This is a genomic window from Lysinibacillus sp. FSL K6-1151, from assembly GCF_038630755.1.
In the GTDB taxonomy this organism is placed as follows: domain Bacteria; phylum Bacillota; class Bacilli; order Bacillales_A; family Planococcaceae; genus Lysinibacillus; species Lysinibacillus fusiformis_D.
The window spans coordinates 3,627,995-3,651,760 of sequence record NZ_CP152040.1; the positions used below are offsets into that span (position 1 = coordinate 3,627,995).

Annotated in this window: 23 protein-coding genes; 7 read left to right on the forward strand and 16 right to left on the reverse strand. The window is 39.1% G+C overall.

Annotation, left to right across the window (positions count from 1 at the left end):
* Positions 1-5 precede the first annotated feature (5 nt).
* From cysC to MHI04_RS17515, 4 genes are all read right to left on the reverse strand, one after another.
* Entirely contained in the window at positions 6-599 is a 594-nt protein-coding gene (gene cysC / locus MHI04_RS17500; protein WP_036119825.1) for an adenylyl-sulfate kinase, read from the reverse strand.
* The gene (gene sat, locus MHI04_RS17505) at positions 596-1,735 is read right to left on the reverse strand and encodes a sulfate adenylyltransferase (protein ID WP_036119823.1); all 1,140 of its coding nucleotides are present in this window, start codon (positions 1,733-1,735) and stop codon (positions 596-598) included. The genes cysC and sat overlap by 4 nt, the downstream gene beginning before the upstream one ends.
* Positions 1,736-1,806: 71 nt before the next feature.
* On the reverse strand, positions 1,807-2,871 hold the full coding sequence (locus tag MHI04_RS17510) for an inorganic phosphate transporter (protein WP_330493971.1): 1,065 nt from the start codon (positions 2,869-2,871) through the stop codon (positions 1,807-1,809).
* A gap of 12 nt (positions 2,872-2,883) precedes the next feature.
* On the reverse strand, positions 2,884-3,585 hold the full coding sequence (locus MHI04_RS17515; protein WP_036119818.1) for a phosphoadenylyl-sulfate reductase: 702 nt from the start codon (positions 3,583-3,585) through the stop codon (positions 2,884-2,886).
* 464 nt (positions 3,586-4,049) lie between these two features.
* Here MHI04_RS17515 and MHI04_RS17520 point away from each other — a divergent pair, with 464 nt between their 5' ends.
* The 4 genes from MHI04_RS17520 to MHI04_RS17535 are packed head-to-tail and all read left to right on the forward strand — an operon-like array spanning position 4,050 to position 7,919.
* Positions 4,050-5,102: a sulfate ABC transporter substrate-binding protein gene (locus MHI04_RS17520; protein WP_036119815.1), complete on the forward strand. Its 1,053-nt coding sequence runs from the start codon at positions 4,050-4,052 to the stop codon at positions 5,100-5,102.
* 11 nt (positions 5,103-5,113) lie between these two features.
* Positions 5,114-5,947, forward strand: coding sequence for a sulfate ABC transporter permease subunit CysT (gene cysT, locus MHI04_RS17525; RefSeq protein WP_036119812.1), 834 nt, complete (start codon positions 5,114-5,116; stop codon positions 5,945-5,947).
* A gap of 10 nt (positions 5,948-5,957) precedes the next feature.
* A complete protein-coding gene (cysW, locus tag MHI04_RS17530; RefSeq protein ID WP_036119808.1) occupies positions 5,958-6,833 on the forward strand; it encodes a sulfate ABC transporter permease subunit CysW in 876 nt (291 codons plus the stop codon).
* Positions 6,834-6,848: 15 nt separating this feature from the next.
* On the forward strand, positions 6,849-7,919 hold the full coding sequence (locus MHI04_RS17535; protein ID WP_342535054.1) for a sulfate/molybdate ABC transporter ATP-binding protein: 1,071 nt from the start codon (positions 6,849-6,851) through the stop codon (positions 7,917-7,919).
* Positions 7,920-8,496: 577 nt separating this feature from the next.
* Here the strand turns inward: MHI04_RS17535 and cysI are convergent.
* The 7 genes from cysI to MHI04_RS17570 all read right to left on the reverse strand — a co-directional run bounded on the left by cysI (position 8,497) and on the right by MHI04_RS17570 (position 15,992).
* Positions 8,497-10,212, reverse strand: coding sequence for an assimilatory sulfite reductase (NADPH) hemoprotein subunit (cysI, locus tag MHI04_RS17540; protein ID WP_058844848.1), 1,716 nt, complete (start codon positions 10,210-10,212; stop codon positions 8,497-8,499).
* A 124-nt stretch (positions 10,213-10,336) separates the two neighbouring features.
* On the reverse strand, positions 10,337-12,130 hold the full coding sequence (locus MHI04_RS17545; protein WP_271910785.1) for an assimilatory sulfite reductase (NADPH) flavoprotein subunit: 1,794 nt from the start codon (positions 12,128-12,130) through the stop codon (positions 10,337-10,339).
* Positions 12,131-12,171: 41 nt separating this feature from the next.
* Positions 12,172-12,321 (reverse strand): YezD family protein, encoded by a 150-nt coding sequence (locus MHI04_RS17550; protein WP_080717104.1) that lies wholly within the window; start codon positions 12,319-12,321, stop codon positions 12,172-12,174.
* Positions 12,321-13,064, reverse strand: coding sequence for a sirohydrochlorin chelatase (locus MHI04_RS17555; RefSeq protein ID WP_342535055.1), 744 nt, complete (start codon positions 13,062-13,064; stop codon positions 12,321-12,323). The genes MHI04_RS17550 and MHI04_RS17555 overlap by 1 nt, the downstream gene beginning before the upstream one ends.
* Positions 13,065-13,073: 9 nt before the next feature.
* On the reverse strand, positions 13,074-13,847 hold the full coding sequence (gene cobA / locus MHI04_RS17560) for a uroporphyrinogen-III C-methyltransferase (protein ID WP_342535056.1): 774 nt from the start codon (positions 13,845-13,847) through the stop codon (positions 13,074-13,076).
* A 298-nt stretch (positions 13,848-14,145) separates the two neighbouring features.
* Positions 14,146-14,349, reverse strand: coding sequence for a hypothetical protein (locus MHI04_RS17565; RefSeq protein WP_036119794.1), 204 nt, complete (start codon positions 14,347-14,349; stop codon positions 14,146-14,148).
* A 134-nt stretch (positions 14,350-14,483) separates the two neighbouring features.
* Positions 14,484-15,992, reverse strand: coding sequence for a leucyl aminopeptidase (locus MHI04_RS17570; RefSeq protein ID WP_036119791.1), 1,509 nt, complete (start codon positions 15,990-15,992; stop codon positions 14,484-14,486).
* Positions 15,993-16,075: 83 nt separating this feature from the next.
* On the opposite strand from MHI04_RS17570, the gene MHI04_RS17575 reads away from it, so the two are divergent.
* Complete coding sequence (locus tag MHI04_RS17575; protein ID WP_058844844.1) at positions 16,076-16,600, forward strand: divergent PAP2 family protein; 525 nt, start codon at positions 16,076-16,078, stop codon at positions 16,598-16,600.
* A gap of 90 nt (positions 16,601-16,690) precedes the next feature.
* Here MHI04_RS17575 and MHI04_RS17580 read toward each other — a convergent pair whose 3' ends face one another.
* The 5 genes from MHI04_RS17580 to MHI04_RS17600 all read right to left on the reverse strand — a co-directional run bounded on the left by MHI04_RS17580 (position 16,691) and on the right by MHI04_RS17600 (position 22,265).
* Positions 16,691-17,020 (reverse strand): YuiB family protein, encoded by a 330-nt coding sequence (locus MHI04_RS17580; RefSeq protein ID WP_036119784.1) that lies wholly within the window; start codon positions 17,018-17,020, stop codon positions 16,691-16,693.
* A 315-nt stretch (positions 17,021-17,335) separates the two neighbouring features.
* Positions 17,336-19,129, reverse strand: coding sequence for a carbon starvation protein A (locus tag MHI04_RS17585; RefSeq protein ID WP_058844843.1), 1,794 nt, complete (start codon positions 19,127-19,129; stop codon positions 17,336-17,338).
* 118 nt (positions 19,130-19,247) lie between these two features.
* The gene (locus MHI04_RS17590) at positions 19,248-19,985 is read right to left on the reverse strand and encodes a LytTR family DNA-binding domain-containing protein (protein WP_058844842.1); all 738 of its coding nucleotides are present in this window, start codon (positions 19,983-19,985) and stop codon (positions 19,248-19,250) included.
* Between the two features lie 6 nt (positions 19,986-19,991).
* On the reverse strand, positions 19,992-21,743 hold the full coding sequence (locus tag MHI04_RS17595; RefSeq protein ID WP_058844841.1) for a sensor histidine kinase: 1,752 nt from the start codon (positions 21,741-21,743) through the stop codon (positions 19,992-19,994).
* A 24-nt stretch (positions 21,744-21,767) separates the two neighbouring features.
* Positions 21,768-22,265, reverse strand: coding sequence for an NUDIX hydrolase (locus tag MHI04_RS17600; RefSeq protein ID WP_058844840.1), 498 nt, complete (start codon positions 22,263-22,265; stop codon positions 21,768-21,770).
* Positions 22,266-22,434: 169 nt separating this feature from the next.
* Between MHI04_RS17600 and MHI04_RS17605 the strand changes: the two genes are divergently transcribed.
* Together MHI04_RS17605 and MHI04_RS17610 are read left to right on the forward strand one after the other, a co-directional pair.
* On the forward strand, positions 22,435-22,986 hold the full coding sequence (locus tag MHI04_RS17605) for a hypothetical protein (protein ID WP_342535057.1): 552 nt from the start codon (positions 22,435-22,437) through the stop codon (positions 22,984-22,986).
* A gap of 186 nt (positions 22,987-23,172) precedes the next feature.
* Positions 23,173-23,694 (forward strand): GNAT family N-acetyltransferase, encoded by a 522-nt coding sequence (locus tag MHI04_RS17610; RefSeq protein WP_342535781.1) that lies wholly within the window; start codon positions 23,173-23,175, stop codon positions 23,692-23,694.
* The last annotated feature ends 72 nt before the right edge of the window (positions 23,695-23,766 follow it).

The following is a 23,766-nucleotide window of genomic DNA, read 5'->3' on the forward strand; positions in this document are numbered from 1 at the left end:
TTTCTTTAAATGTATCCCTTCAAAGTTAAAATCTTCGTCAGTTGTTCAACACACTCCTCGATGGAATGCTGTTCTGTGTTCAAAATAATTTCTGGATTCTCTGGTTCTTCATATGGGGCACTAATACCTGTAAAATTCGTAATTTCAGCATTCCTTGCCTTTTTATATAAACCTTTCGGATCTCTTTTTTCACATGTTTCTACTGAACACTTTACATAGACCTCTAAAAATTCACCGTCGTCTACAAGTCCACGTACTACTTGACGATCTTCTCGATAAGGTGAAATAAAAGCGGTTAGCACTATTTGACCACTTTCAATAAATAGCTTAGAAACTTCCCCTATTCGGCGAATATTTTCCTTTCGTCCGGACTCATCAAATCCTAAATCCTTATTCAAGCCATGGCGTACATTATCACCATCTAAAACGAAGGCTTGATTGCCCCGTTCAAATAATCGACGGGCAAAAGCATTGGCCACGGATGATTTCCCTGAAGCAGATAATCCCGTAAACCATAAAATAAAGCTTTGATGTTTGTTTTTTGAACGACGTTCCTCTTTCGTAATGGAGGCTTCATGCCAAACAATATTTGAACTCATTTAACTACCTCCTTACGCATGCCTTTGATTAATACATCTACAACTTCTTTGCGGCTAAATGTACTAGGTGGTACTTCTCCATTACGAAGCATTTCACGTACTTTCGTTCCTGATAGAATAACATGGGCAGAGCCATCATGCGGACACGTTTTGGTAGTAGCCATCCCCTCACATCGCTGGCAATAAAAACTATGTTCGAATTTTAATGGCACTATTCCTAATTCATCTTCCGTAAACTGTTCAAAAATCTTTTGTGCATCGTACGTACCATAATAATCACCTACACCTGCATGGTCACGACCAACAATAAAATGGGTACAGCCATAATTTTTCCTTACAAGCGCATGGAAAATGGCCTCCTTTGGCCCAGCATAACGCATTGCGGCAGGAAAAACGCCTAATTGTACACGGCTTTCAGGATAGTAGCTTTTCAATAAAACCTCATAGCTCTCCATACGTATTGTAGCTGACACATCATCCGATTTTGTTTCACCAATAAGTGGATTTAAAAATAACCCATCAATCGTTTCAAGCGCTGCCTTTTGAATATATTCATGCGCCCTATGAACTGGATTACGAGTTTGGAAGCCAACAATTGTTTTCCATCCCTTGTCGGCAAATAATTGACGTGTTTCTACGGGATCAAACGAATACGCAGGAAATTTTTGTGCGATACGTTTGATTAAGGTAATTTTTCCACCGACATAAATAGCAGGTCGGTCATGAAGCTTTTGAACTCCTGGATGTGCTAAATCCTCTGTCCCATATACAAGCAAAGCCTCTTTTCGTTTATTCGGCTCATAAATATCAACTACTTCAATAACGCCATAAACTTCATCTTGATAGACCAGTTTCACCTCATCACCAGGCTGTATAGTAGCTGCTTTTTCTTGTGTAACAGGTAATGTAATCGGAATACTCCATACTACGCCTGATGCTAAGCGACTTTGTTCCACAACTGACTCATAATCTTCTTGTGTTAAAAAGCCTTCAATTGGGCTATAGCCACCTATCGCAATTAACTCTAAATCACTTAAAGAAATAGCATCCAGCTCAATTTCCTTGTGAATGGTTGCTATCTCTTTTTCTGGGTTAAACGCTTGCACAAGAAGCCCACCATGTGGTTGTAAACTCATGAAAATCTCCTCCTACTTCTAGTTAAATGCTAAGTTTTATAGTCAAAATAGTAGTTCTAGCATGATTCAATTTATATGCCTTCACCTGCGTCATAAATGGACTGCTCTTCTTCTCGCATCGTCCGCATTAGGCTAATGACACCTAGTGTCCCAACAATAATAGTGCCAATCAAAATAATGGCATAGAGGTCCTTTTCTAAAAATAGCTGCACTAAAAAGTACGAAATAGCTAACGAAAAGATAGGCGATACAATCCAAATCCGAATGATTTTTTTGACAATATGCTGATGGAAAATTTGTTTTCCATTCTTCGCCATGCCCATCCCGATGATGGATGAAGATGTTACTTGTGTTAAAGGAACTGGAAGCCCAAAAAGCGAGCTTACGCCAACAAGAAGGGCACCTGTACTAGAAATTAAGATTCCTTCTGCCTTTTGAAAGCGCACAATTTTTTTACCATTGGTTTCAAGCACCCGTTTGCCAAGTAGCATAGCACCTAGTGCCACAAATGCCCCACCTAGGACAATGCCCATCGTAACATCCATCATCCCTGCACCAACAAGTGGTCCAACAGCATTGGCGACATTGTTCATGCCCGCTGAAAAGGCTTCGAAAAATCCAGCTAATACGAGCAGAACCGTTAAAATCGGACGATCTTTTAGCAGCCCTCTGTTTTGTAATTTATATAATAATTTTCCAAAGACAAGTGCAATGACAAAGGCGACAAGCGGTACAATGATCCAAAATGATATGATAACTAGCAATGAACGCACGAATAATACTTTATAGGCTATTCCTACTCCAACAACAGCGCCAACCGTTACTTCGCTCGTTGATAAGGGGATACCTAAAAGATTGGCGAAAAATAAGGAGCTTGTCGCCGAAATTAGGATAATGATGACAACCTTTACCGTAATATAGTCCTGCGGCATAATGCCTGAGCTAATCGTTTTGACAACCTCTCCTCCGCCTAATACAGCTCCACTATAGACACCTATTGCACATAATAGTAATGCTTGCCAAGCTTTTTTGATGGCACCTGCACCGTAAGCAACGCCCATTGAGGCTGCTGCTCCGCTTGCCCCTATATTCATCGCAAAAAATAAACTAATAGCTATTGCAAAATATTCAAGCATGGCAAAACTCCTTTATTCATGTAAACCACACTCCGTTTTACCAGAACCTTGCCATCGTCCTGAACGTAAATCATCCATCGTAAATGCTGGCTTTGTACAATGCTCACAGCCGATACTTGGATAACCTTGATCATGCAATGGGTTGTATGGCAGATTGTGCTTAGAAACATAGCGCCAGACATCCTTCCATGTCCAATGAATCAGTGGACAAACTTTAATCGATTTAAATTTATCGTCCCGATTTAGAAAGTTTGTCTGTTGACGTGTTGGCGATTGTTCACGCCGCAAGCCAGATATCCAAGCCTTGTTACCTGACAAGGCTTCATGCAAAGGTTTTATCTTGCGAATGTCACAGCATTTATTTGGATTGGACTTCCAAAGCTCATCACCATATTGAGCAGCTTGTTGTTCTAATGTAAGGATAGGCTTCTTCATGACAATGTTTAGTTGTGGATATTTTTCTTTGACTCTATTAATCGTTTCATAGGTTTCTTTAAAATGGACATCTGTATCTAAAAAAACAATTGTAGCATCTGGTTTTACCTTTGAAATGAGATCAATTAAGACAATACCTTCAATGCCAAAGCTACATGCATAGACGATTTCCTCTCCATATTCTCGATAGCCCCACTGTAAAACTTCCAGTGCACCCTTATACAGATCATCGACTTGAAAATCAATAATCGGTTCTTGCCAATTTTCGTACGTTAACATCAAATCCCCCTCATAGCAAAAAAGGCATTTTAACAATAGACACAGTAAAACAGGTCTTTGTTAAAACGCCTCTAGTTTGACTAGCCAGCTCTTTATTTAATGATTGTTCACTAGTATTTGCTACCTCGTACCACAATCATTCTTCTTATTACCAAATATATACTAAAATACACCAAGTAGTCAACTAGGTTTTTTGACATATCTTTTTCATCCACCCATTTTTTCAGTTCCTTCCTGCATAGAATGAGTGGTATCTAGTGACCGTTACATTCATTTTCAAAATAATTAATTTTTTATTTAATTCCTTGTTGACTAATAGGAAATATATGTTTAATGTATTATTAAAGCTTTGACATAAATAATAAGTTGCTGATCAGAGAATCTGAAGGCCATCTACCCATGAAGTCATAACATTATGGGGGATGGCTTTTTGCATTCTTTAGATGGAAAAGGAGCGAAATGATATGAAAAAAAGGAGCTATGTTCTCCAAACGTTAGCACTATTAGCTGCAGTAACGTTAAGTTTAACTGGCTGTGGAAGTGCTAATTCTGATGAAAAAGCAAGTGGTCAGGAAGCAAAGAAGTCTGTAGAACTACTCAATGTTTCCTATGACCCAACACGCGAGCTTTACGATGAATTTAACAAGGATTTTATAAAAAAATGGAAAGACGAAACAGGTCAAGATGTCAAAATCAATCAATCACATGGTGGATCTGGCAAACAAGGTCGAGCTGTGATCGATGGTCTCGAAGCTGACGTTGTCACCCTTGCACTAGCTTACGATATAGACGAAATTGCTCAAACACGCGAGCTATTGAATAAAGATTGGCAGACAGAATTTGATTATAACTCGACCCCCTATACATCGACTATTGTGTTTTTAGTACGCAAAGGGAATCCAAAAAATATTCAAGACTGGGATGATCTAATTAAAGAAGATGTGTCGGTCATTACACCCAACCCCAAAACATCTGGTGGTGCACGTTGGAACTACTTAGCGGCTTGGGCTTATGCTGGAAAGTTATATAACAATGATGAAACAAAAATAAAAAAATTTATGAAATCACTCTATAGCAATGTTGAAGTATTAGATTCTGGCGCTCGTGGTGCTACAACGACATTCGTAGAACGAAAGATTGGAGACGTCTTAATTGCATGGGAAAATGAAGCCTACTTATCTTTAAATGAATTAGGGAAGGACGAATTTGAAATCATCACACCATCATTAAGTATTTTGGCAGAGCCACCAGTTGCAGTTGTTGACAAAATCGTTGATAAAAAAGGGACACGTGAAGTTGCGGAAGCTTACTTACAACATTTATATAGTGATATCGGGCAAGAAATTGCGGCAAAAAACTATTATCGACCACGTAATGAAACCATTCTAGCAAAATATAAAGAGCAATTTCCTCAGCTTGAACTTGTGTCCATTGATGATTTTGGCGGTTGGTCACAAGCACAAGCTACCCATTTTAAAGATGGTGGTACCTTTGATGAAATATATGTACCACAATAAGGAGCGTTTTGATGAGTCAGTTAATCCTTCCTAAAAAATCACGGCGAATAATTCCAGGCTTTCATCTGTCTCTTGGTTATACAATGCTCTATGTTAGTTTACTAGTGTTACTACCACTTTCAATGATTTTCATTCATACCATGTCCTTAAGCTGGACTGAGTTTATCGCTATCATTACAGAGCCTCGTGCTGTTGCCTCTTATAAAGTGAGCTTCAGCACAGCATTGATTGCGGGCTTACTAAATGTACTTTTCGGCACCATTATCGCATGGGTTCTCGTTCGCTATCAATTTCCATTTAAACGAATCATTGATGGGCTAGTAGATTTACCCTTTGCCTTGCCTACTGCTGTTGCTGGTATTGCTTTAACATCACTCTATGCGCCAAATGGCTGGATCGGTCAATTTTTTGATTTTAAAATTGCCTTTACACCTCTTGGTATTATGATCGCGTTAACATTTATCGGGCTACCTTTTGTAGTACGTACAGTCCAACCCGTATTACAAAATATTAGCGCTGAGGTCGAGGAAGCTTCGGCAAGTCTTGGTGCCAATCGTTTACAAACCTTCAGTAAAGTCATTCTGCCAGAGCTATTACCTGCCATTTTAACTGGCTTTTCATTAGCCTTTGCCCGTGCACTTGGTGAATATGGCTCCGTTGTTTTCATTGCAGGAAATATGCCGATGAAAACAGAAATTACACCGTTAATTATTATGACGAAGCTAGAACAATATGATTATGCAGGTGCTACCGCAATAGCAGTTGTCATGCTTGTGACATCCTTTATTCTGTTGTTCACCATCAACTTGATCCAATGGCTAGCCAATCGTCGTTTTGTACAGTAGGAGGTACCACATGGAACAATCAACATTTATTCAGCAGGCTAGTAGTGAGAAAAATAAAGCAGCCCCAAAGTCTGCTGCATTACAGGAGCCCCGTATTGTTCGCTATTCGTTAACGTTCATTGCCTTAGCTTTTTTAGCTTTCTTTATCGTACTACCTTTACTATCTATTTTTATTACAGCCTTTCAAAAGGGAGCCGACGTTTATTTTGCTGCTATTACACATCCAGATGCGTTAGCTGCTATTAAGCTTACGTTAACGGTTGTAGCTATTGCTGTACCACTTAATGCTCTTTTTGGCGTAATGGCTGCATGGGCCCTTACAAAGTTTAATTTTAAAGGGAAAAATCTATTACTTACCATCGTTGATTTACCATTTGCCGTCTCCCCTGTTATCGCAGGACTAGTATTTATTTTATTGTTTGGTTCACAGGGACTTTTCGGTGATTGGCTGTTCGCACATGATATTAAAATTGTTTTTGCCTTGCCTGGCATTGTCCTCGCCACTATTTTCGTCACTTTACCCTTTGTTGCACGTGAGTTAATACCACTCATGCAAACACAGGGCACATCTGAGGAGGAAGCGTCCATTTCACTTGGTGCCAACGGCTTTAAAACATTTTGGTATGTTACATTGCCCAATATTAAATGGGGATTGTTCTATGGTTTGATTTTATGTAATGCACGAGCCATCGGGGAATTTGGGGCGGTCTCTGTTGTATCAGGTCATATCCGTGGCATGACCAATACGATGCCACTTCATATTGAAATTCTCTATAATGAATATCAATTTTCAGCAGCCTTTGCTGTTGCCTCCTTAATGAGTGTTATGGCCATCTTTACATTAGTTGTGAAAGATATAATCGCATGGAAATCAAAATCTAGTTAAAAGGAGATGGTCACGTTGAGTATACAAATTCAAAACATATCCAAAAAATATGGTACTTTCCAAGCATTAGAGGATATATCAGTTCATATTCAGTCAGGGGAGCTAGTAGCACTGCTCGGCCCTTCTGGTTCGGGAAAAACCTCTTTATTACGTGTGATTGCGGGGCTGGAAACCACTGATGTTGGTGACATCTTATTTGATGGTCAGTCCATAACCAATCGACATCCAAAGGAGCGCAATGTGGGCTTTGTCTTTCAGCATTATGCCCTTTTTCGTCATATGACAGTCTTTGATAATGTCGCATATGGGCTAAAGGTTCGCCCGCGAAAAAGCAGACCCTCAAAACAAGAAATAACAAATAAAGTGATGGAATTATTGCAACTAGTCAAACTCGAAAATTACGCTAATCGATATCCAACACAGCTTTCAGGGGGGCAACGGCAACGTGTAGCACTGGCAAGAGCCCTTGCTGTAGAGCCTAAGGTTCTTTTATTGGATGAACCGTTCGGAGCACTTGATGCAAAAGTTCGCAAGGAATTACGTCGCTGGCTAAGAAAGTTGCATGATGAATTTCATATTACCAGTATATTTGTGACACACGACCAGGAGGAAGCACTAGATGTAGCGGATCGCATTGTCGTAATGAATAATGGCAAAATCGAACAAATTGGCAGCCCAGATGAGGTGTATACGAACCCAAATAGTCCATTTGTTTATGACTTCTTGGGCAATGTCAATCTTTTTAAAGGTCGCTTACATAATGGTAAGCTCATGCAAGGCGAAGTTGCACTGGATGTACCAGATGCCCTCACACATACGAATGATAACGTAATTGGCTATGTACGCCCTCATGACATTCATATCGAAAAAACAAGTATTCCAGGGACAGTTCCTGTTAAAATCAGTCATATTCATTTGCTAGGACCTATTGTCCAAATTGAGCTACGCCGTGAGGATCTTGATGAATTTTTAGAGGCGGAGTTATCAAAAGAACAATTTTTCCACCTACAGCTTAAAGTTGGCGATCAAGTATTTGTAAAGCCAAAACAATTAAAAGTATTTATTCCCGAAGATTACTCCATTTAAAAAGCCATGTAGCAGAGCAATTTGCTACATGGCTTAGTGTTGAAAAAACAAAACCATTAATAGTATTTTTGTGAAATGTGAAAATAGATTTCCATTGCAGACTACTTGCTTTCCTGTGGGCGAGAGCCGAGCCGCTTCCTCCGCTACCGCTCCAATCCATAAAAATGTTTCTTGTTAGCAAAGGCTTTCAACTAAAGTGAAGGTATTCACTACTCTTTATGGAGGGATGTTGTCACTCATCACTTCTCTACATTGAAAATAAGAGGCTATCCTTTCTCTACAAATAATGGGCTATTTTGTTCACTACGGCTCGTATGAAAGAGAAGGAAAAGACACTTTTACCACATGGTTGGTTGGAGTGGAGCCAGCGTCACTCCTAGGGGATTTAGCGTCCACAGGTGAGACCCTGGAGCGAAACGCAGTGAGTGAAGCGGCTCATCGGACGCCCCCTGGAAAGGACGCTGGCGGAACGGAAATCAACCTCTCGCCTTGCTAAAGGTTCTTTTTTTGCTATTGACATCACCTTTTTTCAACAACAAGCCATGTAGCAAAGCAATTTGCTACATGGCTTTAATCATTAGTGAAATTCTCTCCCATCATTAACAGCTGTCACATATCCAGCACGAATAACAAAGTCACCAAAATGCTCCCCCTCTAAACGCTCCTTCGCAAAATGCAGAAGAATTGGTCGAAGCTCTGCTAATATTTCTTCTTCGCCAATATTTTCACGATAGATTTTATTCAATCGGTTGCCTGTAAAACTTGCCCCTAAATACATATTATATTTCCCTGGTCCTTTACCGATAAAGCCGATTTCAGCCATAGCTGCACGTGAACAGCCGTTTGGACAGCCAGACATGCGTATAACAATTTCTGTTTCATTTAATCCTGCCTCATCGATAATGGCATCAAGCTTCGTAATGAGCGAAGGTAAATAGCGTTCTGCTTCCGCCATTGCTAAACCACAGGTTGGTAAAGAAACACAGGCAATGGAATTGCGACGTAAGGCAGAATAATGCGCACCATCTGTTAGTTTGTATTGTTCAATAATCGTATTAATTTTTTTCTTTTTTTGTGGGGTCACATTGCTAATCATTAAATTTTGGTTCGGTGTTAGGCGAAAATCACCTGTGTGTACTTTAGCTATTTCGCGTAATCCTGTTAACAGCTGATAATCTTCAAAGTCTTTTATACGACCATTTTGAATAAATAACGTGTAATGCCAATGACCATCTGCCCCTTTAATCCAGCCAAATTCATCACCAGTACGCTCAAATATATAGGGACGAGCCTGCTGAATTTCCCAGCCTAGCCGACGTGTTAATTCTTCTTGGAACCAGGCAAGCCCTCTTGCATCGATCGTGTATTTAAAACGTGCATTTTTGCGCACAGAACGATTCCCATAATCACGCTGTACCGTAATAATTTTCTCTGCTGTTTCCAATAATTTATCTGGCGTAATAAAGCCAATTAAACGAGCAAGCTGTGGATAGGTTTCATGGTCACCATGGGTCATGCCCATTCCTCCACCAACAGCTATATTAAAGCCAATAAGCTGATTTTTTTCAACGATGGCAATAAGTCCAATATCTTGTGAAAAAACATCCACGTCATTACTTGGTGGAATTGCAATCCCTATTTTAAATTTACGAGGCAAATATTGTGCTCCGTAAATCGGTTCAATTTCTTCATCCTGACTATCTACCACCTTTTCCCCATCCAACCACAATTCATGGTAAGCCCGTGTTCGAGGTAATAAATGCTCACTTAGTTTGGCAGACCAGTTGTAAATCTCTTCATGTAATGCTGATTGGTTTGGATTCACATTACACATCACATTGCGGTTTACATCTCCACAAGCTGCCAGAGAATCCAATAGTACCTCATTGATTTCCTGCATATATTTTTTGACATTCCATTTTAAAATACCATGTACTTGAAATGCTTGACGTGTTGTTAACTTTAAAGAGCCATTACCATATGTTCTAGCCATTTCATCCATGACTAGCCATTGTGCTGGTGTAGCTGCGCCACCTGGTGTTCGTACACGCACCATAAATTGATAAGCAGGCTCCAGCTTTTGGCGTTGACGTTCATTGCGCAGATCTCGATCATCCTGTAAATAACTACCATGGAATTTCATAAGACGATTATCATCCTCTGGAATACCAGAGCTTAATGGATCATTCATGGTACGTTCGAGCGTACCACGTAGGTAATTACTGTCAGTCTTAATGCGCTCTACATCACTTGGTTCTCCAGGCTGTGGAGGTAAAACTATCTTTTCTGTCATTCTTGATCGCTCCTTTAATCCTTTACACCTCGGCGTTTTGGCTTCCATCTGGGGCTGTGCTTTTTAGCTAAGGTACGAGCCTCACTAGAGGAATCATTTGCTAAAGAACTCATGCTAAATACAGTTAGTAAACGTCACGTTGGTAGCGTTTCTGCTGTTTTAATTCATTCACAATAATTTTCGCTTCTTCTGGTGTTTTCTGCCCTTGCTGCTCAATGATGTGATGAATGGTTGCATCCACATCAGCTGCCATCGACTGCTTATCACCACACACATAAATGACAGCACCCTGCTCAAGCCATTCATAAAAGCTCGCCGCATTTTCTTGTAATTTATGCTGAACATATACTTTTTGGTCGGTATCTCGTGAAAAGGCTACATGCATTTGGCTTAATGTGCCCGATGCAAGCCAACGTTGCCAATCCGTTTGATAAAGAAAGTCCGTAACAAAATGCTGGTCGCCAAAAATAAGCCACGCCTTCCCCTCAATCCCTAACTCTTCTCGCTCCTCAAGGAAAGCTCGATACGGGGCAACTCCTGTACCTGCTCCAATCATAATAATTGGCGTATCTTCATTCTCTGGTAATCTGAAGTTCGGGTTTTTATGAACATAGATTGGTAATGTATCACCAATTTGAACGCGTTCTGCTACACTGCCAGAACAAACACCCAAACGTTTTCTGCCAGCTGTCTCGTAGCTAACCTTTCCAATGGTTAAATGAACTTCTTCGTTATTGGCCTTTTGGCTACTAGCGATTGAATAAAGTCGTGCTGGAATTTTACGTAGCATCTCTACAAATTGCTGAGCACTCCATGTAAATGGTGCAAAATCCTTTACCACATCAAGTAAATCTCTACCTTTTGCATAGCCCTTCCAAGCATTCGGTTCCTCAAATAGCTTTAAAAATTGTTGATGCTCTGTATAAGCACCTATTTTTTCGAGTAAAGGCCTAGATAACACCGTAATCTCTAATTTTTTCTGTAACGCATCCTTCAATGCTACCGTTTCCTCAAAAACAGTCACTTCCGTTTCTGGATTGAATTGAAGGGCTGCCAGCAATGTATGGACTAATTGCTCATCATTCTCTGGCAGAATGCCAATGCTATCTCCAGGTTCAAAATGAAAATGAGCTCCCTCAATTGATAATTCAAGATGACGTGTCTCTTTATTCGAGCCACGACCATTTAAATTCAGATTTTCAAGTACTTCAGCGTAAAATGGATTTTTTCTTGAATATGTAGATTCTTCTAGTAGTTGCGTGTCTTCGTTTGATGTTGAAGTAGACCCTACAGCAGTTGCTTGCTGCAGAAATTTTTGTTGAACTGCTGAGAACCACTGTGCAGCTGCGTCGTCATAATCCACATCACAATCAGTTCGGGGAACCATTCTTGTTGCACCTAATTTGGCGAATTGCTCATCGAAATCCTTCCCCGTTTTACAGAAAAATTCATAGGAGCTATCCCCTAAAGCAAGGACCGAATACTGTAGATGCTCTAGCTTAGGTGCGCGCTTACTGTGCAAAAACTCATAGAATTGTATCGCTTGATCGGGTGGATCACCTTCCCCATGTGTACTAACAATCAGTAAAAGATTTGTTATCTTTTTTAAATTAGTTGCTTTAAATTTTCCTAATGATGAGATAGTAACCTCTACATGTTGAGCTTTTAAAGCGGCTGCATATTTTTCAGCTAATCCTTGACTATTGCCTGTTTGAGAGCCATATAAAATGGTCATTGTTTGGGTAATGGGTTGGGCTGCTGGTGTTGGCTGTTCCTCACTTGCCTCCAACATTGCTAGTGGTGCACTTAAATAACCGTTAAGCCAAATTTTTTGTTCGGTTGTTAATTTAGGAAGAAGCTCATTTAATAACTTCACCTGCTCTTCATTAAATGGACTGTTTATTACTTGCAATTTCAATCTTTGCCACCTCACGAATCATCATCATTTCATTTTTTAGATTATCGAAGCCTGATTTTTTCCTTTTTTTCAATTTGAACCACGTAAGCATTTTGTACAATTAATGTAATTGATCCGTGGTTCACAGTATTTAACATTTGGCGGACATTCTCTAATGCTAGATTTACGTTTTCAGCTCTTTTATCTACCATTACGAAACACCTTCCTCTTTAAAATGTAATAATTCATCAATACGTTCCACTAACACCTTTTTCACATTGTCATCGTAGCCTAAGCTTTCACAAAGCACGATATCTTGGCTGTCAAAACTCTGTATTCGCTTGGCAATACTTTTCCTTAAAATACCTGTAAATAATAAATACGGTACAATAAAGACTTGCCGTTGCTTCCCTTTTTCTTGTTGGAGCCAGTCTTCAAAAGTCGGTCCCATCCCATATAAAAAGCATGTATCAACAACTTTATAGTGATATTTAGTACGTAACTTTGCTGCAATTTTTGCTAGATCTCTTTTGACGGCTGGATCACTACTCCCACGCCCTATGAGTAAAACACTTGCATCAAACTTAGGTTGCTGTTTTTCTATTATCCTAGCTTGTAATGAGTCAATTAATCGTTCATGGATTCCAAGAGGCTCACCATAAGTAAACTTTACAGATGGATATTGCTTTTGAGCTTTTGCCACTTCTTTCGGAATATCTTGTTTGGCGTGTTGGGCAGCTAGTAGTAAAATGGGCATCACTGCAATCGCTGTTGCACCTTTTCGAATACAACTCTCAATTCCTTCAGCAATGGTCGGTGTTGCAAGCTCCAAAAAGCAGACTTCTTGAATGGATACATGAACTTCCTGTTGCACTCCTTGAAGAAACGTTACGGCCTGCTCTACGCCTGCCTTGACTCGGCTGCCGTGTGCAATATATAAAATTGCTTGCATCATTCCACATCCTTACCTCGTTATTTGGGCTGGCTGTGGCGTGTTATGCTCAAACCATTGAATTGTTTCTCTTAGTGTCACAACTTTCCCTACTAATATGATGCTAGGGTTTTGAATAGTTTCCGTACACACAATTTCTTCAATTGTAGCTAAAGTACCCGTAACGGTTTGTTGCTTTGTGGCTAATGTGCCCCAATGAATAACAGCCACAGGCGTATTTTCATCACGGCCATATTTGAGTAATTGCTGACGAATGTATGGCAGATTACCAACCCCCATATAAATGGCAATCGTGTCAATTCCCTTCGCAAGACTTTCCCAACGTATCGCATCTTCTTTCCCATCCTGCATATGCCCCGTAACCATGGCAAAACTTGAACCTAATGCCCGATGTGTAACAGGAATGCCTGCATACGCTGGCGCTGCTATACCTGAAGTAATGCCAGGTACAATTTCAAATGGAATCTGATGCTTAGCTAGTACCTCAGCTTCCTCAGCCCCTCTACCAAAGACAAACGGATCTCCTCCTTTTAATCTTGTTACGACATACCCTTGCTGTGCATAACTGACAAGAGTCTGGTTGATCTGCTCTTGAATCATTGCATGCTGTTGTGGTAATTTCCCACAAAAAATCAATTTAGCGTCTTGCTTGGCATAATCCAATAGCTCTTTATTAATGAGTCTGTCATATAAAATAATGTCAGCACATTCAATACAACGTAATCCTTTGACCGTAATGAGGTCAACATCTCCAGGACCTGCACCTACGATATAAACTTTCCCCATTCCGTTTCACTCCTTCTATCCTCTATTTATAGTGGAGGGAGTCTTCTGTACCTGGTGGTTCAAAAAACACTTATTGAATCAAGATAATAAAAGAGGCCAATATTATCCTTAGGCACAACAATGCCTATGAACAATAAAAGCCTCTAGTTTGCTAGTCAGCCACCTATTTAATTCTTAGTAATATAATAAGAATAATAAATAATTTAGTATATTCTGTCAACACCCAATTTGCTACTTCGTAAGGCACAACAAAAACCAGTTGCCGATTATAGGGCAACTGGTTGATCGTTTTATGTGCTTACCAAGGTCTGCGATACCGTGGACCTGGTCGAAAATATGGACCTGGCTGATATGGTCGATAGTTTGGATAATATGGATTATAAGGATATTGATTAAATTGAGAGCCAAGGAAACTTCCTAAAAAACCACCGAAAAACGGTGCACCAAATGGCCAAATAAAGCCTCCAAATCCTCCTCCTGGGTAACCTCCGAAATTGCGCATATGCTACCTCCCTTTTTACTCTATCGTATGAAGGAAGATACATCTATCATATGTAGAATGCCTATTCTATCGGGATTAGTGCTTAAATCACAAAAAATCAGCGAGAACAAATTCCCGCTGATTGCCATTCTCTCTTACTTTTCTTCCCCTAAACGTTGAACAAAATTCGCAAGCGTACGTACCATAACCCCAGTACCGCCTTTAGGCCCTAAATCATGTATAGCCACTGCATCAGATGTGCCAGCAATATCTAAATGAATCCATGGCGTATCGCCAACAAATTCGCCTACAAAGCCTCCACCGAAAATCATATGACCATCACGACCTGGAGAGTTGTTTAAATCAGCTACATCTGATTTACGAATTCGTTTTTTATCATTCTCTGTTAAAGGCATACGCCAAACAAATTCATCTGTCTCATTTGCAGCTTCCATAAATGCTGCGAAAAATGCATCATCATTCGCAAGAGCACCTGTTTTATCCATACCTAGCGCAGTAATGACGCCTCCAGTTAAAGTAGCAACATCAATCAGTGATGTAGCACCTTGCTGTTTAGCATATGTAGTTGCATCTGCCAGAACTAAACGTCCTTCTGCATCCGTGTTTAAGACTTCAACCGTTTTCCCACTATACGTAGTAATCACATCATCTGGTTTAAATGCTGTATCAGATACCATGTTATCTGTAGAACCGATAACAGCTACAACATTTTTATTTGGACGTAATTCACCGATAATTTTCATCGCTCCAAGCACAGCTGCTGCGCCGCCCATATCGCCTTTCATACCGACCATTGAGTCTTTTGGCTTTAAAGAATATCCACCTGTATCATACGTTACCCCTTTACCGACAAGGCCAATTGGATCTTCAAAATCTTCAGTCGCTTTATATTTTAAAGTAATTAATCGTGGTTCTTCATATGAGCCTTGGTTAACACTTAAAATACCGCCCATACCTAGTTCCTCTAATTGAGCTTTACCTAAAATCTCTACTTCAAAATCATACTCTACTGCAAGTGATTGTGCATAATTGGCTAAATCAGTTGCTGTTAGTAGATTTGGTGGTAGATTAATTAAACTACGAGCTTCATTGACAGCATCCGCATAAATTACACCTACTTCAAAGCTAGCCACAACCTCATCTATATCCTCTGACATTGTCACAAGATGAACAGCATTAATACGTTTATCTACTTCGTTTGAAGTTGTTTTGTAATGAGGAATAGCATAATAGCCAAGTCCAATTCCTTCTCCTGCTAAAAACGCTACATCTGTAGTTGCAATTGAATCTGTTGTAAATGATTCAAGCCAAATGGAATACTCTTTTGCCTTTAAAGCTTTTAATTCTTTTCCTACTAAACCAAATGCTGCGCGAATATCACCTTCTGTTAAGTTTTTACGCTCGTCCAGGCCTACAAATAAAATACGTTTAAGGTTCGCATGGTCTTTCACAAATGGCAATTTCGTTAGTTTCTTTAATTCTGTTGATACATCCCCAGCACTAATCCACGTATCAAGTGATTCACCGTAAAAAGATGAAAAGCTTGTCCAATCCTGCATTTGTTCACGATGTTTTGTGACTCCCACCACTAATAGTTCTGTAGAAATCGTTTCAAATGTTTTTGCTTCTTTTACAATATGCATGTAAATTCCTCCATTCCATATACTATTATAACGAAGTTTCTGAAAAGTACGTAATATTTGCCTGTATCTTCTTTTAGAAAATAATGAATGTTATAATAAAAGCAATTATTTGCGAAGGTTGTGATGAATTGAGTTTACTTCAAAATACCCCATTACTAATTGCCCTCTTTGCCGTTCTCTTTGCACAGTTTGTCAAAATCCCCATCCATTTTTTAATGACTAGACAAGTGAATTGGAGCCTGTTTACCTCGACGGGTGGTATGCCTAGCTCTCACTCTGCCTCAGTCACTGGACTGGCAACCTCGATTGCTTATGAGACGGGGTTGGAATCCCCTATTTTTGCAGTAGCCGCTATGTTTTCCATTATTGTGATGTACGATGCCAGTGGTGTTCGTTACCAAGCAGGACAGCATGCCGCTATATTAAATCAGCTGCGCAAGGACTTCCAAACATTGCTCCATGATTTAAAAAAATGGCCTCAGATGGATGGGCAGGAGAAAATGGAGGAATTAAAAACATTATTAGGTCATAAACGAAGCGAAGTATTTTTTGGGGCTCTCACAGGTATTTTTATCGCCATCATAACCTACGAGTTTTTCATATTATAAGCAATAAAAACACATCCTCTAGAGGGAGGTTGTGTTTTTTTGTATAAAAAAAGTATTCTTCCTTCGATTGAAAGAAGAATACTCAGCAAGTTAGAACATTCGATATCCACTTTTTCGTAAATAAATCATCACGATACCTGCCACAATGGAACCCGCAAAACCACCTGATAAAATAGCAATATCTACAAACTGTAGCGCCTGTAATTTATCGATTAGTGCTGGGAATGCAGAACCTGGCTTAAAAATATAATCTAAGAAGCTTACTTCATCTACAATAAAGATGACAACGATTGGATACACAATCGACATTAACCATGTCATACGTAACAGCATATTTAACAAAAATCCGATACCAAAGAACATGACGAAAAATAACAATATTGAAATGATTAACTGTACTAATGAAACTGGACCATCCATGTATGTATAACCTCCGTTTTCCTCTCATTAGTTTACATGATTACGACAACGCTTTCAATGAACATATCCTTGTTTTCGCTTGTTCGACATATTTAGTTAATCTTTCAGTTATCGCGGGTATTCCCCTGTTTTTTTTGCAGGTATTCTTTCTCTTACCGAGAGTATTTCTTTGTCTTCCGCGAGTATTCCTCCTATCGAGAGTATTTCCCTGTCTTCCGCGAGTATTCCTTCCTTCATCGCGAGTATTTTCCCGCTTTTATCATCAAAAAACTATTGAAGATAGGACTTCTAATCTTCAATAGTTTTACTGTTTCTTTATGAAGCTGTTTGAGCTAGCAAGAACTTCGGTGATTTCCAAAGCTGTGCCCATTTTTTAAAGGCTGTGATGACGATTAATAAACCGAGCATCAGCATAATAACGGATAAGATGCCATTTAACATATTGAAGCCTGCAGCTGCTGGATTCCAATACACATTTTTAATCATCCAATAGCCTGCAACATTGACAGTGACGTATAAATAAGCCAATGGAATAAAGCATGTTAACGCATAAACTCGCTTATCTGCCACCTTCAATACCATCGTCACTCCACATACTAAACCAATAGCTGCCATCAGTTGATTGGATACACCAAATAATACCCAAATGGAGCTAATATCCCCCGAATACAATAAATAGCCCCACATAAAGCAGGCGAGTGCACTGGCAAAAATTGTACCCGGTACCCAATTGGTACGCTTCAATGGTTTATAAACATTGCCACCAAAGTCTTGAATCAAATAGCGAGCTACTCTCGTTCCTGCGTCAATAGCTGTTAGAATAAAGACAGCCTCAAACATTATTACAAATTGATAGAAATAAGAAGATAACTCTGCGAACCAAGGAATGCCTGTAAAGATATCTGTCATTCCAACAGCCAAGGTTACAGCGCCTCCTGTTCGTCCCTCTAAATCCATGCCAATGCTTTGAGACAAGGCTTGTAAATGAACAGGCTCCATCCCTAATGTGGCAAATACAGCTGGTGCTGAATTAATCGCAAAATAGTCTGCTGGATGAAGGGCTGTAGCTGCAATCAAGGCCATCACGCCTACTAATGACTCTACTAACATTGCGCCAAAGCCAACAATACGAATATCTTCCCAACGATCAATCATTTTAGGCGTCGTTCCTGAGCCTACAAAAGCATGGAAGCCTGAAATAGCTCCACAGGCAATCGTAATAGACACAAATGGCCATACAGGACCTGCAATTACTGGGCCACCGCCATGAATAAATTCTGTTAACGGCGGGAACTGAATAGCAGGATTGACAAAGAAAACGCCAATAATTAATGCAATAAATACACCAATCTTCATGAAACTACTTAAATAATCACGTGGGGCTAGTAATAGCCATACAGGCAAGGCAGCGGCGAAAAAGGCATAAATCGGTAAGATAATAGCTAATGTATCACGGTCAAACGTTAAAAATTCACCAAATGCTGTACCTTGAATAAGTGGCCCGATAAATACGCCAATCATCAATAAAATAAAGCCTACTGTGGATGTTAAAATTAAATTGCCTGTTTTACGATAAGCAATCCCTACTAGTATCGCGATTGGAATAGTAATCCCTACCGCAAACGTTCCCCATGGATTACGTTCTAAAGCTCCTAACACCACCATTGAAAGACCTGCCATAGTAATCGTAATAATAAATAGCATCGCAAGGCCTGTACAGAAGCCAGCAATAGGACCAAGCTCCTCCTTCATCACTTCTGATAAGGATTTCCCCCCATGACGCATGGAAGCAAATAACACAACAGCATCATGGACAGCCCCACCAATTACCGCTCCTATTAATAACCATAGAAGTCCAGGTAAATACCCGAACTGTGCAGCTAAAATCGGTCCAACCAACGGCCCTGCGGCGGCAATCGCTGCAAAATGATGCCCAAAGGTTACCCATTTATTCGTCGGAACATAGTCCTTACCATCTTCCAAAGCATGCGCTGGCGTGGGCGTATCATCTTTTATTTTGAGTACCTTTTTTGTAAAGAATATGCCATACAAACGATAGCTAATCACCAAAACACAAATAGATCCTATCACAATTGTAATCGCATTCATGCAAACACCCCTTTTACTTTTTTCACATCATAGCAAAGGAATGTCCCCCATATTCATAAAATTAACTGAAATGTCAGAAATCAAAGTTGAAATGTCGTATTCTTCTATTGAAATGCAACTATTTTGATAGGTCAAAAATTTTCCGTACATCCTTCATATACAGCCTACTAACCGGAATTGAATGTCTGTTGTGCAATATTAAATTATATTTAGAACTACTCCAAGGCTCTAGTTCCACAATATGCTCTAAATTAACAATGAACGCACGATGGACACGCACAAAACCTTTTAAAGCCAGCTTCTTCTCTAACGCTGCCAATGACTCCGAAGCGAAAAATCTCCCTTGCTCTGTCACAACCACCGTTTTACTGTCCTCAGATGTACAATATAAAATATCCTGTATTTTCATTAATAAAATTCGATCGTTTACATAAACCGTTAATTTATCGAGCTTGTCCAACTGTGAAAACTTTATTTCTTCCATTGTTTTTACCTGGGCAGCTCTTTTTTTAGCTAATAGCTTTTCCACAGTAGCTTGTACTCTTTGTGCCTCAAATGGTTTCAAAATATAATCAAAGGCACTGACCTCAAATGCCTGTAATGCATATTCATCATAGGCTGTAGCAAAAATAATTTCGGGTCTTTGTGCATCTAACAGTAGTTGCTTAGCTAAATCGAGTCCATTATTCATTCCTAACTCAATATCTAAAAATACACAATCTATCTGTTCATACTGTTTGCAAAAGTCCTCTAGATTTTCAGATTCGCCACAAACATTTACTAACGCTGTTTGCTCTAATAAATACCTCAACTCAGCGCGTGCCAACGGTTCATCATCCACAATATATACATTCAATCTTTTCTACTCCCATCTAGTCGCCTTTAGCGGCAGTTGAATCATTATTTTCGTTCCTACATCCAATGTACTCGCTATATGAAAATCTGCCTCTGTGCCGTAAATTTCATGAATGCGTTGGTAAATATTCCATAACGCCGTTCCTGTTCCTTGCTCCGATTGCATAATATGTTTACCGAGCTGTTTCACCTGTTCTTTTCTCATACCACAGCCATTATCTTCCGTTACTAGTACTAGCTTATCGTTCACTCGTTGTACTTTGACAAAAATCTTGCCTTCCTTGCGGTTTTTAAAGGCATGATAAATAGCATTTTCAACAAGAGGCTGTAATGTAAATGGAGGAATTTGCACATCAAAGAGTGTTTCATCCATCATAAATTCGACTTCGTAACGATTAGGAAATCTTGTTTGCTCAATGGATAAATAAGCCTCAACATGATCAATTTCATTTTTTAATGGAATGAGCATTTGCCGTGCGCCTTGCAAATTGCTTCTAAAAAATGTGCTTAGTTTGATCAATAGTGCTCTTGCCGCATCTGCATCTGTTCGGATCAAGCTCGAAATCGTGTTCAGACTATTAAAGAAGAAATGAGGATGAACTTGTGCCTGTAATGCTTTAATTTCAGCGTCTTTTAATAACTTTCGCTGTTGTTCAATTTCAGCATATTCGAGCTGTGAGGAGAATAGTCTACTTAAGCCCTCCGCAAGTTCCTTCTTCACTCCTGTTAAAGATTCTGCTTTCGTGAAATAGAGCTTTAAGCTTCCAACAGTGCGCTGCTGTACCATTAAAGGCAGAACAATGGCAGCGCTTAATGGGCAACCATCATGTGGACATTGAATCTCCTTTGCCGAAGTAGCCATTAAAATTTCGCCTTCCTTTAATACACGTTTCGTTAGAGCTGTCATAATTTCACGATGAATTAAATGATGATCCTCACCAACACCGACATGTGCCAATATGCCCTTTTTATCAGTAATAGCGACCGCCTCCACTTTTATTTCCCTTTTAATAATTTCAGCAACCGTTTGGCATGATTCTTCATTCAAACCCTTACGAAAATGCTCAATCGTTTGTTGGGCAATCGAAAAAGCTTGATGTGTTTGTAAAGCTTTTGTCCGTTCTTCCTCATCAATAAATGTTTTAATAATCATGAAAAATAAAAATATCCCAAAGGCATTCATCAAAATCATTGGCAGCGCAATTAACGATACTAACTGCAAAGCTTGCTCGAATGGCTTCGCGACTACTAAAATGACAATCATCTGAATCGTTTCCGCACAGATTCCAATAATGACAGCTTTCTTATAGGAAAAAGTTTGACGTATTTTGAAACGTTTGCTTAATCCACCTGTCATAAAGCCAGCAAGAATCGTCGAAACACCACAGGCTATCGCTGTAAAGCCCCCAAGTGTAATTCGGTGAACACCTGCAATAATCCCTACACAAACACCTACAAGGGGCCCACCAAAAATACCTGCAATGGCTACGCCGATTAACCTCGTATTAGCAATAGCCTCCTCAGCATTGATCGTACTATGTATCATCTGATTTAAAGGATGAATCGTACCGCTTTCAATTTTAATACCTGTATAGCTACTAATAATACATAAGCTACTAAAGATAATGATAAGCCATATTTTCTCCTTCTTTCCTTGCTCCTGAAACAGCTTCTCTCGAAAAAGTCTCCATCTGGACATTAAAAAGGCAAACACAATGATCAAACCGACTCGCTCCAGCATAAATAAAAATAACTCCATCATAGCCTTCCTCCTGAAGTCATATCATTTTTTAAAGAACAGTCGATAAGAGGTATAACCAAAAATATCGCCAGGATTAATCCCCTCTATCGCTTCTAATTGATGTTTTTCGAATTGATTGGATGCCATTTCTTTTAACATAACCGAGGTTGTTTCATCCTGTGCTAGCTCATGAGGATACAACCATTTGGCTTCTAGTATTTCTTTTTCCTGAATGCATACCTGTTGCTGCTCATCTAGCATATGACAATAAAAAATCGCCATATTATCACTAATGTCATCACGGATGACACCCGTTCTAAATCCAATTAAGCCTGATACACTGCAATCAATTCCTGTTTCTTCTTTGATTTCACGAATGACCGCCTCATCCACTGTTTCACCTGCGTTGACAAACCCTGCTGGCAATGACCAACGTCCTTTCAAGCCGCTATAAGCCTTTTTCACAACTAACCATTGTCCAAGCTCATTGACCGTAACACCTGATACACCCAACCATATTTTTCCTCGATCTTTTTTCATAACCTTCACCTCTATCTAACTATTATACCTGCTTGCTTTCAATGGAATGAAGCTTTTATTCAGAATTTTAAGACCAATCTTTATATACTATAAAAATGCGTATACATACCTTATTTGTAAATATGTTACACTTTCAATAACAAGGAAGTTTGATTTAGGAGGAGACCTTATGTTAAATGCACTCTCAGTGCGAGCAAAGTACTTTACAACAGCACTTATGTTAGCAATATTAACTCCTTTTCTTGCCTTTTTTATGCCCTTAACTATATCGCATACATTTTATTTTAATAGGGATAATGTCGTACTGATTACACCTCCTAGCAACTTTATTATGCTTTTAATAGCCATCGGATTGATAGTATTAGCTTTGATTGTCCTCGGATTAAAAAGAAATCCATATATTTACGCCATTTCTTCTGCAATCATCTTAAGCAGCTTCGTATTAGGTTATTATTCTTTTTTAAGCTATAGCGCCATACAAAAGGATCAAATCGTTTTTCAACATTATCACAAACAAATTATTTATAAATGGCAAGATATAAATGAGGTTATCTACGAATATGAAATAGGCTCTGTAGGAACGTATTACTTTCAAACAACAAACAATGAACAATTTGTTATCGAGGAAAACGGACAATTTGGTCTCGATGAAAAAAGGGCCATTTACCAGCTAGCTATTTTAAATGAGGCAAAGTTTATTGAGCGTGAAAAATCTGATTAGCCCATGAAAGAAGCCCTTTTCTTAGAACTGACTGTACATTAACTATTATTTCATCAAAGAGGGTCTCACCAATGTAAACATGTAAATTCCAATTTCCTGCTGTCGGGAATTCCATTAAAGAAGGTAGATGTTAGTTTGGCTTAAGATAGGTAGAAATCCTACCTCAATGGAGAAAGGGAGATGAAAATGATTATTAAAATGAATCAAGATAATATAAAGGATTTTAATAAAACAAACGACGGTTTTATGGTTTCAGGAAGGATTGTACCGACATATGCAAATAATATTTGGACATTCACAGAGGAAATATTTGCTGAGCCTTACTTCAAGAAATATGATGATGATGAAATGGACCTTCGTTACATAGAGGAAGTCGAGAAAGCTGTATTTTTTTATTATATTGAAAACAACTGTGTTGGGCAGATTAAGATGTGCTCTAATTGGAATGGATATGCACTTATTGAAGATATTGCTGTTGCAAAGGATTATAGAAAAAAGGGTGTTGGTACTGCCTTACTAAATAAAGCAATTGAGTGGGCAAAAGAAAGGAGCTTTTGTGGTGTCACGCTTGAAACACAGGATATCAATGTTTCAGCTTGTCATTTTTATGCCAAAAATCACTTTATAATAGGTGCAGTGGATACAATGCTTTATGCAAACTTTCCAACAGCAAATGAAATAGCGATTTTTTGGTATTATAAATTTTAGATTATTAGAATGCCCTGTTTCATTATATAAACGGGGCTTTCGTTTTAAATTTTTATGTTTGCAAACCATAGT